General features: G+C 60.2%; 13 protein-coding genes. All 13 read left to right on the top strand.

Annotation, left to right across the window (positions count from 1 at the left end; all coding sequences use genetic code 11):
- Positions 1–46: 46 nt before the first annotated feature.
- The 13 genes from hrcA (at position 47) to ACP26L_RS26340 (ending at position 13749) form a co-directional block, all read left to right on the top strand.
- Positions 47–1081 (top strand): heat-inducible transcriptional repressor HrcA, encoded by a 1035-nt coding sequence (hrcA, locus tag ACP26L_RS26400; RefSeq protein ID WP_426447845.1) that lies wholly within the window; start codon positions 47–49, stop codon positions 1079–1081.
- Positions 1078–2622, top strand: coding sequence for a TCP-1/cpn60 chaperonin family protein (locus ACP26L_RS26395; protein ID WP_426455092.1), 1545 nt, complete (start codon positions 1078–1080; stop codon positions 2620–2622). Before hrcA ends, ACP26L_RS26395 begins: the two co-directional genes overlap by 4 nt.
- A 139-nt stretch (positions 2623–2761) precedes the next feature.
- Positions 2762–3352, top strand: a complete 591-nt coding sequence (gene grpE, locus ACP26L_RS26390) for a nucleotide exchange factor GrpE (protein WP_426447844.1) — start codon at positions 2762–2764, stop codon at positions 3350–3352.
- A 55-nt stretch (positions 3353–3407) separates the two neighbouring features.
- Positions 3408–5246, top strand: a complete 1839-nt coding sequence (dnaK, locus tag ACP26L_RS26385; RefSeq protein WP_426447843.1) for a molecular chaperone DnaK — start codon at positions 3408–3410, stop codon at positions 5244–5246.
- 166 nt (positions 5247–5412) lie between these two features.
- Positions 5413–6531 carry a molecular chaperone DnaJ gene (dnaJ, locus tag ACP26L_RS26380; protein WP_426447842.1) on the top strand — a complete coding sequence of 373 codons (1119 nt, stop codon included), beginning with the start codon at positions 5413–5415 and terminating at the stop codon, positions 6529–6531.
- Positions 6532–6920: 389 nt separating this feature from the next.
- Positions 6921–7070 carry a YfhD family protein gene (locus ACP26L_RS26375; RefSeq protein ID WP_426447841.1) on the top strand — a complete coding sequence of 50 codons (150 nt, stop codon included), beginning with the start codon at positions 6921–6923 and terminating at the stop codon, positions 7068–7070.
- Between the two features lie 15 nt (positions 7071–7085).
- Positions 7086–7481, top strand: a complete 396-nt coding sequence (locus tag ACP26L_RS26370) for a hypothetical protein (RefSeq protein WP_426447839.1) — start codon at positions 7086–7088, stop codon at positions 7479–7481.
- 214 nt (positions 7482–7695) lie between these two features.
- Positions 7696–8670, top strand: coding sequence for a 50S ribosomal protein L11 methyltransferase (prmA, locus tag ACP26L_RS26365; protein WP_426447837.1), 975 nt, complete (start codon positions 7696–7698; stop codon positions 8668–8670).
- Positions 8671–8678: 8 nt separating this feature from the next.
- Positions 8679–9356 (top strand): site-2 protease family protein, encoded by a 678-nt coding sequence (locus tag ACP26L_RS26360; protein ID WP_426447835.1) that lies wholly within the window; start codon positions 8679–8681, stop codon positions 9354–9356.
- A 133-nt stretch (positions 9357–9489) separates the two neighbouring features.
- Positions 9490–10260 (top strand): 16S rRNA (uracil(1498)-N(3))-methyltransferase, encoded by a 771-nt coding sequence (locus ACP26L_RS26355; protein ID WP_426447833.1) that lies wholly within the window; start codon positions 9490–9492, stop codon positions 10258–10260.
- Positions 10261–11667, top strand: a complete 1407-nt coding sequence (mtaB, locus tag ACP26L_RS26350) for a tRNA (N(6)-L-threonylcarbamoyladenosine(37)-C(2))-methylthiotransferase MtaB (protein ID WP_426447831.1) — start codon at positions 10261–10263, stop codon at positions 11665–11667.
- Between the two features lie 138 nt (positions 11668–11805).
- Positions 11806–12234 (top strand): NUDIX hydrolase, encoded by a 429-nt coding sequence (locus tag ACP26L_RS26345; RefSeq protein WP_426447829.1) that lies wholly within the window; start codon positions 11806–11808, stop codon positions 12232–12234.
- A 144-nt stretch (positions 12235–12378) separates the two neighbouring features.
- Entirely contained in the window at positions 12379–13749 is a 1371-nt protein-coding gene (locus ACP26L_RS26340; RefSeq protein WP_426447827.1) for a class I SAM-dependent rRNA methyltransferase, read from the top strand.
- Positions 13750–13823: the final 74 nt, after the last annotated feature.

Below are 13823 nucleotides of genomic sequence, written 5' to 3'. Positions count from 1 at the left end.
TATATAAGCGGCAAGGCCATGTACCAGGGTAAAGGTGGGATGATTTATGTTGACCGAACGCCAGCGACAGATTCTTAGTGCCATCGTAGATGATTACATTCGTTCAGCAGAGCCGGTAGGCTCCCGCAGCATCTCCAAGCGCGGTAATGTGGGGTTTTCCCCCGCCACCATTCGTAATGAAATGTCCGACCTCGAGGAGATGGGGTTCCTGGAGCAGCCGCATACGTCGGCCGGCCGGATTCCTTCGCATAAGGGCTACCGGTATTATGTGGATCACCTGATGACCTATGCGGAGAACCAGGAGTTTCAAGAGGTGGACCTCATCAAGCGGTTTTTTGCGGACAAAATGCAGGAGATGGAGCGGATCATCCAGCAGGTGGCGATGATTCTCTCGAATCTGACCAGCTATACGTCCATCGTCATGGGGCCGGAGATGCTCGGCACGACGATGAAGCATCTGCAGATCGTACCGCTGAATGAGCGTACGGCTGTGGCGATTATCGTAACGAACACCGGCCAGGTCGAGAACAAGACGGTGACGATTCCCGAGGGCATCCCGATGTCCGAGATCGAGAAGTTCGTCAACATCCTGAACGCCCGGCTGCAGAACGTTCCGCTGCTCCATTTCAAATCGAAACTCTACAGCGAGATTGCGGCGGAGATGAGCTCCTACGTCTCCGGTTACGAGGAGCTTCTCGGTATGATCGACGTCGTCATGAACAAAGACGAGGAGGAACGGATCTTCCTCGGCGGGACGACGAATATGCTGACGCAGCCGGAGTTCAAGGACGTCGATAAGGTCAAAAGCATACTCGACCTGCTCGGGGAAGCGCCGCGTCTCATCCAGCTTTTCGAAGGAACGGCCGGGGCCGGCGGCATCCAGGTGCGCATCGGCAGTGAGAACAAGATGGAAGCCGTGAACGACTGCTCTCTTATCACCGCGTCCTACTCGATGGACGGACAGCTGCTTGGCACGATCGGCATCCTCGGGCCGACACGGATGGATTACGCCCGGGTGATCCGGCTGCTCGATTACCTGTCGAAGGATATGACGAAGCTCATGGGAAGATGGTACAAATGAGCGGCGGCGTGAAGCCGGCCGGCGGGGAAGGCGAAGAAGCCTACGCGACGCTCCGCAACAACGCGGGAGCGATCCGGGCCATCACCTCGGCGGTCGAAGGGACTCTTGGGCCGAAGGGGCTGGATACGATGCTCGTCGGCCCCCGCGGGGAAGTCATCATCACCAACGACGGGGTGACGATTCTCGAACAGATGGATGTCACTCACCCGGCCGCGCGGCTGCTCATCCAGGTCGCCCGCTCCCAGCAGGAGCAGATCGGCGACGGGACGACGACCGCGACCGTGCTTGCCGGCGCGATCGTGGCCGAAGGCACCGCCCAGGTTACGCGGGGCGTACCTGTAGCCAAGGTGGTGCGGGGCGTGCAGGAAGGCGTGGCTGCGGGGCTGCGCATGCTCGCGAAGCGGGCCCGCCCGCTCGAGGGGCTGGAGGATCCGCAGCTGCACTCGATCGCTTATGTCGCCGGACGTGAGAACGAAGACCTCGCCCGGCTTGTGATCGAAGGCGCGAAGAAGCTGGGCCTGCCCAAGATGCGGGATGCGCAGTTTCGATTCTCGGACACGATCGTATCCCATAGCAGGGCGCAAAATGAAGTATGGCCTGGGCTGCTCATCCAAAAGCGCCCGGCGAACGCCCAGCCGGATTTCCCGCCGGACTCGGCCCGCGTGCTCCTGTTCCAGGACGCGTTCGAGCCCGAGTCGGTGCATGACGAGGCGCTGATGACCGACTCCGGCTTTCAGAAGCAGATGCAGCTGCGGGAGCAGTTCCGCTCCCTGCTGCCGAAGCTCGTGGAGCTGCAGGTCGGCTTCATCGCCTCGGACCGGGGCGTTGACCCCGAGGCCGAGCAGTTCTGCACGGACCACGGCATCATGGTCCTGCAGCGGATCTCCCGCGCGGATCTTCGGCGTATTGCCGACTATACCGGGGCGCGTCCGCTGCGGCGCACCGGTTTCGGCAAGCCGGCCGAAGAGCTGGCGGGGTACCTCGGCTACGCGGGCCACGTCTCCTACGACGAGCGGCTCGAGAGCGTCCGGATGGGCGAGGGCAAGGGCCGCGCCCAGGTCACCATCGTGGTCGGAGCCTCGACCAGCGAGGTGATCGGCGAACGCCTGCGGATCGCGAAGGACGCGGCATCGAGCGTCCAGGCGGCGCTGCGCGGCGGCTGCCTGCCGGGCGGCGGATCCGCCGAAGCGGCCGTGGCCCACGAGCTCGAGCGCTACCGCGAGACGGTGCAGGGCATGGAAGGCTTCGGCATCGCCGCCGTCGCCGAGGCGCTGCGCCGGCCGCTGGCCCAGATCGTCGTCAATGCGGGGTACAACCCGCTGGAGAAGGTCGAGGAGGTCAAAGCGGCGCAGATCGCCACCGGCAATGATGCGCTCGCGATCGACTGTGACACGGGCGCGGTGACCGACATGGCGGCGATCGGGGTCATGGACCCGGCCGACGTGAAGCTTCATGCGCTGCAGGCGGCCGGCGAAGTGGCGGCGGCGATCCTGCGCATCCACACGGTCATCAAGATGCGGCAGCCGCGGACCGAGGAGTAGCCTCGGCCCTGCCTGGCCGCAAAGCCGGAGGTTTGCAACTCCTCTATCTATGGATACACTACGATAATGAGCAGGAATGGAGTGGGACGGCTGCCGGTCAGCCGTTTTCACAGCCGAATCGGTTAAGGAGGTGACAATATTGAATACGGAACAAAAAGACGGCGCAGGGGTAAACCCGGAAGCAGCCGGCGACGCAGCAGAACAGGAAGCGAAGGCTACATATGAAAACGGCGAAACGGAAGCGGCCCAAGGGGAAGCGGAAGTGGAGCAGAACGCGGTCAACCAGGAGATCGAACAGCTGAAGAAGCAGCTCGAAGAGCAGCAGGGACGCGTACTGCGCGCACAAGCCGACTTCGACAACTTCCGCCGGCGTACGCTGAAGGAGAAGGAAGATTTCGCCAAGTATGCTTCGCTGAAACTGATCGAGCAGCTTCTCCCCGTTGTGGATAACTTCGAGCGGGCTATGGCAGCCAGCCGTGACAATAAAGACTACGACGCCCTCATCAAGGGAGTCGACATGATCTTCCGTCAGCTGGACGGTGTGCTTGCGAACGAAGGCTTGAAGCCTATGGAAGCAGTGGGCACTCCGTTCAACCCTGAGTTCCACCAGGCCATCATGCAGGTGGAGTCGGAAGAATACGAAGAAGGCATCGTTGTGGAAGAAGTCCAGAAGGGCTACCTCCTCAAGGATAAGGTTCTTCGTCCGGCCATGGTTAAAGTGAGCTCATAAGTATATAGATGATGACCTAAGATTCAACATGATATTCTAAGGAGGCCTTTTCCTCATGAGTAAAGTAATCGGTATTGACCTCGGTACCACGAACTCCTGCGTAGCCGTTATGGAAGGCGGCGAGGCGGTAGTTATTCCTAACCCGGAAGGAAACCGTACGACTCCATCCGTGGTGGGCTTCAAGAAAGACGGCGAGCGTGTAGTTGGCGAAACGGCGAAGCGCCAGGCGATCACGAACCCGGACCGCACGATCATGTCGATCAAGCGCTACATGGGTACGAACCATAAAGAGAACATCGACGGTACGGACTACTCCGCACAAGAAATTTCCGCGATGATCCTCCAGAAGCTGAAGGCCGATGCGGAAGCTTACCTCGGCCAGACGGTAACACAAGCGGTCATTACGGTTCCGGCTTACTTCAACGATAGCCAGCGTCAAGCGACGAAGGATGCGGGCAAGATCGCGGGCCTCGAAGTGCTGCGTATCGTCAACGAGCCTACGGCAGCAGCCCTGGCCTACGGTCTTGAGAAGTCCGAAGACCAGACGATCCTCGTATATGACCTCGGCGGCGGTACGTTCGACGTGTCGATCCTTGAGCTCGGCGACGGCTTCTTCGAAGTAAAAGCAACCTCCGGTGACAACCGTCTTGGCGGCGACGACTTCGACCAAGTCATCATCGACCACCTCGTAGCCGAGTTCAAAAAAGAGCACGGCATCGACCTCAGCAAGGACAAAGCGGCGGTTCAGCGTCTGAAGGATGCGGCAGAGAAGGCGAAGAAAGAACTCTCCGGCGTACTGACTACGCAAATCTCCCTGCCGTTCATCACGGTAGTGGACGGCGTGCCGCAGCACTTGGAGCTGTCCCTGACCCGTGCGAAGTTCGAAGAACTGTCCGCGACACTCGTGGAAAGAACGATGGGTCCTACCCGTCAAGCGCTGAGCGATGCCGGTCTGTCGGCTGACAAGATCGACAAAGTCGTACTCGTCGGCGGTTCGACCCGTATTCCAGCCGTACAGGAAGCTGTTAAGCGCCTGATCGGCAAAGAGCCTCACAAAGGCGTAAACCCGGACGAAGTCGTTGCCCTCGGTGCGGCGGTGCAAGCGGGCGTCCTGACGGGCGATGTCAAAGACGTCGTACTGCTCGACGTTACACCATTGTCCCTGGGTATCGAAACGGCCGGCGGCGTCTTCACGAAGATGATCGACCGTAACACGACGATCCCTACGACGAAGTCGCAGGTATTTACGACCTATGCCGACAACCAGCCTAGCGTGGAAATCCACGTTCTGCAGGGTGAGCGTGCGATGGCAGCCGACAACAAGACGCTGGGCCGCTTCATCCTCGGCGACATTCCTCCGGCTCCGCGGGGCATTCCGCAGATCGAAGTGACCTTCGATATCGACGCGAACGGGATCGTTAACGTAACGTCGACGGATAAAGGTACGGGCAAGAGTCAGAAGATCACCATCACTTCTTCGAGCGGCCTCTCCGATGAAGAGATCGACCGCATGATGAAGGAAGCCGAAGCTCACGCTGAGGAAGACCGCAAGCGCAAAGAGCTCGTCGAAGTGCGCAACAATGCGGACCAGCTCGTGTACTCCGTTGACAAAACGATCAAGGACCTCGGCGACAAGGTCGACCAATCCGAGATCGACAAAGCCAACGAAGCCAAGGAGAAGGTCAAGAAGGCGCTCGAAGGCGACAACCTCGAGGAGATCAAAGCGGCAACCGAGCAGCTGACCGAAGTGGTTCAGCAGCTGTCCGTGAAGCTGTATGAGCAGGCGTCCCAGCAGGGCGGCGCTCCTGAAGGCGGCGAGCCGCAGGGCAATGCCGGCAAGGGCAAAGACAACGTAGTGGATGCCGATTATGAAGTCGTCGACGACAAGAAGTAAGAGGTATGTTAGCATTAGCATAGTACAAGGGGGAGTCAAAGCCGCACGCCGGCTTTGACTTTCCGTCTGTAGAAGATGGGTGTGGGAGGTAGGCCGGCCGGGTGCGGACAGATGGATGGGTCCGCCTTGCCGGAGCCTTGCCAGCCCTGGGAGTAGGAGTGGAACGATGAGCAAACGTGATTTCTATGAGGTGCTGGGGGTCGGCAAGGACGCTTCGCAGGAAGATATCAAGAAAGCGTACCGAAAGCTTGCCCGCCAGTACCACCCGGATGTCAATAAAGCGGCTGACGCCGAATCGAAATTCAAGGAAGCCAAAGAAGCCTACGACGTGCTCAGCGATGACCAGCGCAAGGCCCAGTACGACCGGTTCGGCCATGTGGATCCGAACCAGGGCATGGGCGGCGCCGGAGCACAGGACTTCGGCGGCTTCGGTGACCTCTTCGACATGTTCTTCGGAGGACAGGGCGGCGGACGCCGGAATCCGAACGCGCCGCAGCGCGGCAACGACCTGCAGTACACGATGACCATCGAGTTCAAGGAAGCGATCTTCGGCAAGAAGACGGACATCCAGATTCCACGGACCGAGAACTGCGACACGTGTCACGGCAGCGGGGCTAAGCCTGGGACGAAGCCGGAGACCTGCGGCGTCTGCCACGGCAGCGGCCAGCAGGAAGTTGTGCAGAACACCGCGTTCGGCCGCATCGTGAACCGCCGCGTTTGTTCCGCGTGCCAAGGACAGGGACAGATCGTCAAGGACAAGTGCTCTACCTGCCACGGCGCAGGCAAGGTGAAGAAGCAGCGCAAGATCAACCTGAACATCCCGGCCGGCGTGGACGACGGAGCCCAGCTCCGCGTCTCGGGCGAAGGCGAAGGGGGTACCCGCGGGGGCCCTCCGGGCGACCTGTACGTAGTGCTCCGCGTGAAGCCGCATGACTTCTTCGAGCGCGAAGGCGACGACATCTACTGCGAGGTGCCGCTGACGTTCGTGCAGGCGGCGCTGGGCGACGAGATCGAGATCCCGACGCTGACGGAGAAGGTCAAGCTCAAGATTCCGGCGGGCACCCAGACGGATACGTACTTCCGCCTGAAGGGCAAAGGCGTGCCGCGCCTCCGCGGCTACGGCCAAGGCGACCAGCACGTCAAGGTCGTCGTCGTCACGCCGACGAGCCTGAACGAGGACCAGAAGGAGCTGCTCCGCGAGTTCTCCCGCACCAGCGGAGAGCATACGCATGAGCAGAACCAGTCGATCTTCGAACGGATGAAGAAAGCGTTCCTGGGCGATTAAGTTGGTGTAGGGAGCGCATATTCCCTCTCGCGCCAATGAGTATGGCCCAGCACGCCAAAAGAGCACGGCAGCGGTAACCCAGCTGCCGTGTTTTTTATTTTTTTAAAAGCAGGGAGCAGCGCAAACCGGGGAATGCGTAGGGGGTGGAAAGTTTACGTGCCGCCTTTGACCTCGTGTCCTAACCTCTAAATCAATTCAATGGGCCACGAGGTCAACAGCGGCTGCTTTCCCTCCCACCCGCCAAAGCAACACTCAGCACGCAGTGATAAGGTTTTATCTTTGGGGGAGGCCGAGGCTTGCGCTGCGGTCCTGCGCATATTCCCCTCGAAATTGCGGACAATACCAAAGCGGCATTCATCCGCAAGATTGAAGGGAAGGGAGTGTCCACCATGAGTCGCGGAAATCAGGAGAGGTCTAATCATCAGCTGCCTATCGCCAAGAATGAGGATGTCGAATTCTCCAGCGAGCTGGCGGATGCCAATGACTTGGAAGCGCAGGAACGCGCCGATCTGGCTGATGCCAGACAAGAGCGGGAATAGGAAGGGATAGAGCCAATGGCAGAGCAGAGCATCATGGCCTATTTTCATTCTCCGGCGCAGGCCGAGAGCTGTGTTGGAAAGCTGAAGGCGCTGCGCGCTTCGGAAGTGCGCGTGGACCGGTTCGGCGAGTATCCGGGCCCGGGCGTCCAGGAAACGATGAACCCGATTACCGGCAATATTCCGTCGCTGGGATATTTGACTCTCGGCGCTTCGGGGCTCGATCGCAATTCGGGCATCCTCGCCGCAACCGAGACGGATGCCAGCGGCTTCGGCGGGTCCATGGCCGACGTCATGGAATCCTTCTCCCAGGAGGATGTGTCGCGCCGCGATACGCTGCTGACGGTCATCATCGACGAGTCCTCGGCGGAACTGGCGAGGCACATTATCCGGGAAGCCGGCGGGACCGCTTAGTGCACCCTCAGTTCCCATGTCCCCCGTACGGCAGTTCACAACGGTTCTTCGCATGATCACGATCATGCGGGGGGCCGTTTTTTATGACTTCGGCCCTATATTTTTACCGGGGACCCATCTTGTTGTATACTAGGAGTTATGCATGTTGGAAGAAAGATGTAGGAAGCCGAGTATGCAGCCAAAAACGCTGAAGTGAACTAGAGGAGGGACGACTGTGCGCTACCATGAAATTACCGTACATACGACCGAAGAAGCCATCGAGATGATCTCTAACTTTATACATGAGCTGGGAGCCGGCGGGGTTTCGATCGAAGAATCGGGCACGTTGAACAAAAAGCGGGATACGTCCCTAGGCCAATGGTACGAGATGCCGCTCAACGATATTCCGGAAGGCCGGGCCGTGATCAAAGGCTATTTCACCGAAGGCACGGAAATGGGCCCGATCGTGAACGAGCTCAAGGAGCGGATTGAACAGCTGGCGGAGTTCGATATTGATGCCGGTAATCCGACCTACGAGCTGCAGGATGTGGATGACGAAGACTGGGCTAACGCCTGGAAGCAGTACTTCAAGCCGCTGCGCATCTCCGAGCGGCTGACGATCAAGCCGACGTGGGAGGAGTACACGCCGGGTCCGGAGGAAATCATCCTTGAGCTCGATCCGGGCATGGCCTTCGGCACGGGAACCCATGCTACGACGGCGCTCTGCCTGCGTACGCTGGAGAGCGTGATTCAAGGTGGAGAAGACGTGATCGACGTCGGGACAGGCTCCGGAATCCTCGCAATCGCGGCGGCGAAGCTGGGCGCGAAGCATGTGCTGGCGCTAGATCTCGATCCGGTCTCGGTGTCCTCGGCGACAGAGAACACGCACCTCAACGGCCTGGATGACCGCATCACGGTGAAGCTCAGCGACCTGCTCGGCGTGCTGAAGGGGAGCGAAACGCAGGAGGGCTCGTCCGTCGGTGTGAAGCTGCCGGTACAGATCGTGGTGGCGAACATTCTCGCGGAGATCATCCTCTTGTTCGTGAAGGACGTCTATGATGCCCTGGTGTCCGGAGGGACTTACATCGTCTCCGGGGTCATCCTGCCGAAGCAGGAATCCGTCGAAGAGGCGCTGAAGGCGGAGGGCTTCGAGATCGCCGGCCGTAACGTCGAGGGAGACTGGGTCGTCATTATCGCGAGAAAGCCGTAGGTGCCCTCGTGGATTTGAACTTTTTGGCCTATCCCGTAGATCACCTGCCGTTTGTATTCCTGGCGCTGCTGCTCGGGTTCACCGTACACGAGTTCTCGCACGCCATCCTGGCCGATAAATTCGGGGACCCCACGCCCCGTTCGATGGGCCGGGTGACGCTCAACCCCCGGGTGCACTTAGATGTGCTCGGGACGATCTTCTTTTTGATCATCGGCATCGGATGGGCGAAGCCGGTTCTCGTGAACCGGAGCCGCTTCGCTTCCCCCCGGCTGATGGGCATCCTGGTCTCGGTGGCCGGGCCGGTAAGCAACCTGGTGCTCGCTTTGATTTCGGTTCTCATTTATTTTGCTCTGATCCGCTTCGGTGTGCTGACCGGTGCTTCGGTGGGAGTCAGGGACGCCCTGTCTCTGTTCTTCAACTACTTGGTCAGCCTGAACGTGCTGCTCTTCATCTTGAACCTGATTCCATTCCCGCCGCTGGACGGGTACCGGATTCTGGAGGATCTGCTTCCGCAGCGCGTCATGATGAAGGTAAAGCCCTATGAGCAGTGGCTCTTCTACGCAATCCTGCTCATGTTCTTCATCCCGCCGCTGCGTGCCGTGACCCTCGGTCCGATCTTCGCCTTGCAGGGACCGATCCTGAATGGGATCCAATCGCTGGCGGCCGGCCTGCTTGGAATGAAGTAGGCTTCCGGAGGAGAATGATGGGAGTGCTGGTATTCCCGGCGCAAAACGTGTATGATGGAGGATGACCGTTTCTACATGATTCCCGTGTACAAGCGGTCTGACTATTTTCGCTGAAGAATGAAGGGTAATCCGCATGCAGAGATATTTCATCGAGCCGGCGCAGTGGGCCGGGACGACGGTAACGATTACAGGCGATGACGCGCACCATCTGATCAAGGTCATGCGTGCCCGTCCGGGCGACGAATGCATCGTCAGCGACGGTGTGAGCCGGGAGGCGCTGGTCCGTCTCCAGACGCTGGAAGGCGGCCAGGTACTGGCGGAAGTCGCGGAAGAACTCCCGATGGAGAACGAACCCCGGGTGGAAGTCTGGGTGGCCCAGAGCCTCCCTAAGGGGGACAAGATGGAGCTCGTGATCCAAAAAGGCACGGAGATCGGCGCTTCCCGCTTCATTCCGTTCACTTCGGAGCGGACCGTCGTGCAGCTTGACGGCAAAAAAGAAGGCAAACGCACCGAACGCTGGCAGAAGATCGCCAAGGAGGCGGCGGAGCAGGCGCACCGCAACCGGGTTCCTTCGGTAGAAGGTGTCCGCACGTGGAAGAGCCTGATGGAGCTCGCAGCCGAAGCGGACGCGGCTCTCTTCTGCTATGAGAAGCAGGGGGAGCAGGCGCTGAAGTCGGTGATCTGCGGCTTGCTTGCCGGACGGAAGCCGGAGCAGGGCAGGGCGAAGCTGCTGCTCATTATCGGCCCGGAGGGCGGCTTCAGCGAGCGGGAGGCTATAGAGGCGGAGAACGCAGGCTGCCGGCCCGTCGCCCTCGGAAGACGGATACTGCGGACGGAGACGGCAGCGATGGTGGGCCTGACCTGTATTTTATATGAAGCCGGAGAGATGGGAGGAGAAGAGTAAATGGCAACAGTCGCTTTTCACACACTGGGCTGCAAGGTAAACTTCTACGATACGGAAGCGATCTGGCAGCTGTTTAAGCAGGAAGGGTACGAGCAGGTCGATTTTGAATCGACGGCCGACGTGTATGTTATCAACACCTGCACGGTAACCAACACCGGCGACAAGAAGAGCCGCCAGATGATCCGCCGGGCGGTCCGCCGTAATCCGGAGGCGATCGTGGCGGTGACAGGCTGCTACGCCCAGACGTCTCCTGCGGAGATCCTGGCGATTCCGGGCGTGGATCTCGTCATCGGGACACAGGACCGCGACAAGATCATGACGCTCGTGAAGCAGATCGAAACGGAGCGCCAGCCGATCAACGCGGTGCGCAACATCATGAAGACGCGGGCGTTCGAGGAGCTGGACGTGCCGGATTTTGCCGACCGGACCCGCGCATTCCTCAAGATTCAGGAAGGCTGCAACAATTTCTGCACCTTCTGTATTATCCCGTGGTCCCGCGGCCTCATGCGCAGCCGGGAGCCGCAGAGCGTCATCAGCCAGGCCAAGATGCTGGTCGAGTCCGGCTTCCAGGAGATCGTCCTGACGGGCATCCATACCGGCGGCTACGGCGAGGACATGGAAGACTACAGCCTCGCGAAGCTGCTGTGGGATCTCGATAAGGTCGAGGGCCTGAAGCGGATCCGGATCTCGTCGATCGAAGCGAGTCAGATCACCGACGAGGTGCTCGAGGTGCTTCAGAAGTCCGGCAAAATCGCGCGCCACCTGCACATTCCCCTGCAGGCGGGCAGTGACGAGGTGCTGAAGCGGATGCGCCGCAAGTACACGACCGCCGAATTCGCGGCGAAGATCGAGCACATCCACCGCATCATGCCGGGCGTGGCCATCACGACGGACGTGATTGTAGGCTTCCCGGGCGAGACCGAAGAAATGTTCCGCGAAGGCTATGCCTTCATGGAGCGGATGGGCTTCTCCGAAATGCACGTGTTCCCTTACTCGAAGCGGACCGGTACGCCGGCCGCACGGATGGAGGACCAGGTGGACGAGGAGATCAAGAATGCCCGCGTTCATGAGCTGATCGACCTGTCGGAGCGGATGCAGCTCGCTTATGCCGAGCGTTTTGTCGGCGACGTGCTGGAGGTCATTCCGGAGCGCGACTACAAGGGCCAGCCGGGCAGCGGCCTGGTGATGGGCTATTCGGACAACTACCTGCAGCTCGTGTTCGAAGGCAGCGAAGAGTGGATCGGCCGCGTATGCCGCGTACGGGTCACGGAAGCGGGTGTGAACGAATGCCGGGGGACGCTCGTCGAAGTGCCGAGCGAAGCGGGCGTGGTTACCCTGCCGAAGAGACAGGCGGCACAGAGCGCAGCTGAGTCGATTCCGGGTCAGGCGGCCAAAGCGATTGTCTGACATCGGAGGCTCATGAGCTGACCGGTCTTGATGTGAATAAACAGAAGGATTTCATCTGCTGGGCCGGGGAGGGCGGTTTCGCCGGTCCCGGATCAGCGGATGGGGTCTTTTCCATTTTGGAGACGGAAGGGTGGTTACATGAAAGAAATTTCAGCGGGTGGCGTGGTGTATCGCAAGGCTGAAGGCGGCATTCAGGTGCAGATGATCCAGGACCGCTACGGCAAGATCACCCTGCCCAAAGGAAAGATGGAGCCCGGCGAAACCGTCGAGGAGACGGCGCTGCGCGAGATTCTGGAGGAGACGGGGATCACCGGCACGATACGGGAGCCGCTCGAGACCATCACGTACCAGTTTACGCTCAGCGGTGTAGGCGTGGTCGACAAAGAGGTGCACTACTACCTCGTGGAAGCAACGGGCGGGACGCTGCAGGCACAGGTGGAAGAGATTCGGGGCGTCGAGTGGCTTCATCCGATGGAAGCGTGGCACCAGCAGAAGCAGTCGGGCTACGGCAACAACGATACGGTGCTGCAAAAAGCGCTGTCTGCGCTCGGGTTCCAAGTGGGCTGAATCGGGCGGCGGTCTGATGGACATTACATAAAAGGATAATCCCACGGGTTCAGGCCGCAGGCGGATGAGGATGCTGCCTGCGGCTGCTCTGTTCCTGCGGGCTGGAAGGGATTACGTCCTACAAAAGAAATTGGAGGCTGTATTATGGCCGTAGTGGTTTTACAGAAAAAGCGCAAGAAGAGGCTGGAAGAAGGTCATCCCTGGGTGTACCAGTCCGAGATTGACCGTGTGGACGGCGAAGCGGTGCCCGGCGGGCTTATCGCCGTGCATGCGGCCAATGGGCAGTATTTGGCAACCGGCTACTACAACCCCGCTTCCCAGCTCGCTGTGCGGATCGTCTCGCTGGAGCCGATCGAGGAGCTTACCCGCGAGTGGTTCGTCCGCCGTCTGCAGGACTGCAGGGAGCACCGGGAACGGTTTTTGCCGGATACGCGTTCCTACCGTCTGGTCTATGGAGAGGCGGACTTTCTCCCGGGGCTCATCGTCGACAAGTTCGAGGATGTGCTGGTCGTCCAGATTCTGACGCTCGGCATGGAGCGCGCGCGGGAAGCCCTGGTTGCCGCACTGGTCGAAGTGATGGCTCCAGCCGGCATCTACGAACGCAGCGACGTTTCGGTCCGGGGACTGGAAGGGCTGGACCAGCGCAAAGGGCTGATCTACGGGGAAGCCCCGCGGCATATTACGATCCGTGAGAACGGGCTGCTGATGCAGGTTGATATCGAAGAGGGCCAGAAGACCGGCTATTTCTTCGATCAGCGGGAAAATCGGGCGGCCATCGCTCCCCTGATGAAGGGCTGGGGCCGCCGCAGCGGTATCGAAGTGAAGCCGCTCGTGCTGGACGACGGTACATCCAAGCTCGTGCCGGTCAACAAGAGCGGCAAGGAAGTGACGTTCCCGTACTGGGATGGCGCGACGGTCCTAGAGTGCTTCTCCCATACGGGCAGCTTCACCCTTCATGCCTGCCAATACGGAGCGAAGAAGGTAACGTGCCTCGATATCTCGGAGCATGCGGTAGAGACCGCCCGCGGTAATGTGGAGCTGAACGGCTTCGGAGACCGGGTGGAGTTCGTCGTCGCCGACGCGTTCGACTATCTCCGCCAGCAGGCGAAGGGGCTTGACCAGCGGCAGGAGCGCGGTCAGGCCGCGCAGAAGAAGGTCGATACGTCGGTTCGCCTGGAGGGCCAAGGCCGCACGTGGGACGTCGTCATCCTGGACCCGCCGGCATTTGCCAAGTCCCGCAGCAGTGTGGAAGGCGCCTGCCGGGGCTACAAGGACATCAACCTGCACGGCATGAAGCTGGTGAACGAAGGCGGCTATCTCGTTACGGCGAGCTGTTCGTACCACATGAAGCCGGAGCTGTTCCTCGAGACCGTGCTGTCTGCCGCACAGGATGCGGGCAAGACGCTGCGTCTGGTGGAATTCCGCAACGCGGCCAAAGACCATCCGCGCATCCTAGGGGTGGACGAAGGCAATTACCTGAAGTTCGCGATTTTTGAAGTCCGCAGCCGCCGATAAGCGGAGGCTCGGAAGGGGGCTTGGACCCGCTCGGTCTCCGGCTGGAGGCTGGCGGGTCTTTTAGTTATGACCGG

The sequence above is a fragment of the Paenibacillus sp. S-38 genome (genome assembly GCF_049942825.1).
Taxonomy (GTDB): Bacteria; Bacillota; Bacilli; order Paenibacillales; family NBRC-103111; genus Paenibacillus_G.
The sequence above is the reverse complement of the archived record's forward strand: the minus strand, read 5'-3'. Positions and strand labels throughout refer to the sequence as shown.

Bases quoted from the DNA above. Each gene is read 5' to 3' on its own strand.
- ACP26L_RS26340 (WP_426447827.1), top strand. From the start codon at position 12,379: ATGGCCGTAGTGGTTTTACAGAAAAAGCGCAAGAAGAGGCTGGAAGAA.
- ACP26L_RS26345 (WP_426447829.1), top strand. From the start codon at position 11,806: ATGAAAGAAATTTCAGCGGGTGGCGTGGTGTATCGCAAGGCTGAAGGC.
- mtaB (WP_426447831.1), top strand. From the start codon at position 10,261: ATGGCAACAGTCGCTTTTCACACACTGGGCTGCAAGGTAAACTTCTAC.
- ACP26L_RS26375 (WP_426447841.1), top strand. From the start codon at position 6,921: ATGAGTCGCGGAAATCAGGAGAGGTCTAATCATCAGCTGCCTATCGCC.
- dnaJ (WP_426447842.1), top strand. From the start codon at position 5,413: ATGAGCAAACGTGATTTCTATGAGGTGCTGGGGGTCGGCAAGGACGCT.
- ACP26L_RS26395 (WP_426455092.1), top strand. From the start codon at position 1,078: ATGAGCGGCGGCGTGAAGCCGGCCGGCGGGGAAGGCGAAGAAGCCTAC.
- dnaK (WP_426447843.1), top strand. From the start codon at position 3,408: ATGAGTAAAGTAATCGGTATTGACCTCGGTACCACGAACTCCTGCGTA.
- hrcA (WP_426447845.1), top strand. From the start codon at position 47: ATGTTGACCGAACGCCAGCGACAGATTCTTAGTGCCATCGTAGATGAT.
- ACP26L_RS26370 (WP_426447839.1), top strand. From the start codon at position 7,086: ATGGCAGAGCAGAGCATCATGGCCTATTTTCATTCTCCGGCGCAGGCC.
- ACP26L_RS26355 (WP_426447833.1), top strand. From the start codon at position 9,490: ATGCAGAGATATTTCATCGAGCCGGCGCAGTGGGCCGGGACGACGGTA.